Raw genomic sequence first — 1,667 nt, 5'->3', positions numbered from 1 at the left:
CGTCGTCACCAGCCCCTGCTGCGCCGCCCACTGCCCCACGTCGCGCTTCTCGATCGCCGTCGCCATCAGGCCGGGGAACAGTTCCGGCGTGCAGGCGAAGGCCGGGATGCCGAGGGCGGACAGGGCGGCGGCGATTTCGGCGTCGAAGCACGGGCGGCCCTCGTCGGAGAGTGCGAGCAGCGCCACGCAGGTGACGCCGGCCGCGTGCAGGCGGGCGCAGCGTGACAGCAGTTGCTCGCGCACGCCGCCTTCGATCAGGTCGCTGATCAGCACGAAGATCGTGTCCTCGGGCCGCTCGATCAGCTTCTCGCAGTAGGCGACGGCGCGGTTGATGTCGGTGCCGCCGCCGAGCTGCACGCCGAACAGCACATCGACCGGATCGGCGAGCTGGTCGCTCAGATCGACGATGTTCGTGTCGAAGGCCACCAGCCGCGTGTTCACGGCGCGCAGTGAGGCCATCACCGCCGCGAACAGGCTGGCGTAGACCACCGAGGCCGCCATCGAACCGCTCTGGTCGATCGCCACGACGATGTCGCGCAGGCCCGAGCGGCGGCGGCCGTGGCCGAGCAGGCGTTCGGGGATCACCGTGCGCAGCTCCGGCTGCCAGTGGCGCAGGTTCGCGCGGATCGTGCGCGGCCAGTCGATCTCGCTGTGGCGTGGGCGGTGGTTGCGCACGCTGCGATCGAGGCTGCCGAGCACCGCCGCGCGCATCGGCTCCGACAGCCGGCGTTCGAGGTCCTCGACCACGCGGCGCACGACGATGCGCGCCGTGTCCTTGGCCTTCGCCGGCATCACGTGCGCGAGCGACACCAGCGTCGCCGCCAGATGCACGTCCGGCTCCAGCCCCTGCATCAGCTCCGGTTCGAGCAGCAGGCGCTTGAGGCCGAGCCGCTCCATCGCATCACGCTGCAGCACGCGCACGATCGGCACCGGGAAGTGCTCGCGGATGTCGCCGAGCCAGCGCGCCACGCGCGGCGCCGATCCCCCGAGCCCGGCGCCGCGCTCCTGCTCGCCGTACAGCGCATCGAGCGCCGAATCGAGCGCGAGCCCCGCGGCATCGAGCGCGCAGTCCGGGTGCTCGGCCGGCGCGCCGAGCACCAGTCGCCAGCGGCGCAGGCGGCGGGCTTCGGCGGGGTCGAGGTCCTCGGCCGGCGGGTCGAGTTCGGGATCGAGGTCGGTGAGGCTCATGCGATGCGGCCCTGATACAGCGTCATGTTCCGCCCCCCAGCAGCTCCACCAGCACCGGCACCATCATCCCGGCGCGGACCGGATCGGTGCCGGAAGTTGCCGCCTCGCGCGCGGCGTTGCGGCTGCGGCTGCCGAGGCGCTGGCGTTCGGCGGACGTGAAGCCGGCGAAGGCGCGGCGCAGCAGCGGCAGCACGGCGACGAAGGCCGGTTCCGGCAGCGCGGCGAGCCAGTCATCGAGCAGGCCCCACAGCGTGTCGTCGTGGGTCAGCACGCGCGCGCCGCCGTGCACGAAGCCTTCGATCCACGCCGCCGCACGCGCCGGGTCCGGATCGGACAGCGCCGCCGACAGCCGCAGGTGCTGCGCGAGGGCTTGCCGTCCCACAGCAGGTGGCCGAGCGATCTTTGCGTGTGAAACAGCGAGCTTCCGAAGCCAAGATGGCTGGCCTGCACACCGACCAGATCCAGAATTGTCGGCAGCA

2 protein-coding genes are annotated in these 1,667 nt (G+C 72.2%); both read right to left on the bottom strand.

All coding sequences use genetic code 11. From position 1 onward, the window contains the following. Positions 1 to 1,188 (bottom strand): VWA domain-containing protein (locus PKE44_RS19170; protein WP_324554412.1); only part of this gene is annotated, 1,188 nt, incomplete at its 3' end. A 22-nt stretch (positions 1,189 to 1,210) separates the two neighbouring features. Further along, positions 1,211 to 1,570: a DUF5682 family protein gene (locus tag PKE44_RS19165; RefSeq protein ID WP_324554410.1), complete on the bottom strand. Its 360-nt coding sequence runs from the start codon at positions 1,568 to 1,570 to the stop codon at positions 1,211 to 1,213. Positions 1,571 to 1,667: the final 97 nt, after the last annotated feature.

The sequence above is a fragment of the Plasticicumulans sp. genome, assembly GCF_035331805.1.
In the GTDB taxonomy this organism is placed as follows: Bacteria; Pseudomonadota; Gammaproteobacteria; order Competibacterales; family Competibacteraceae; genus Plasticicumulans.
The sequence above is the reverse complement of the archived record's forward strand: the minus strand, read 5'-3'. Positions and strand labels throughout refer to the sequence as shown.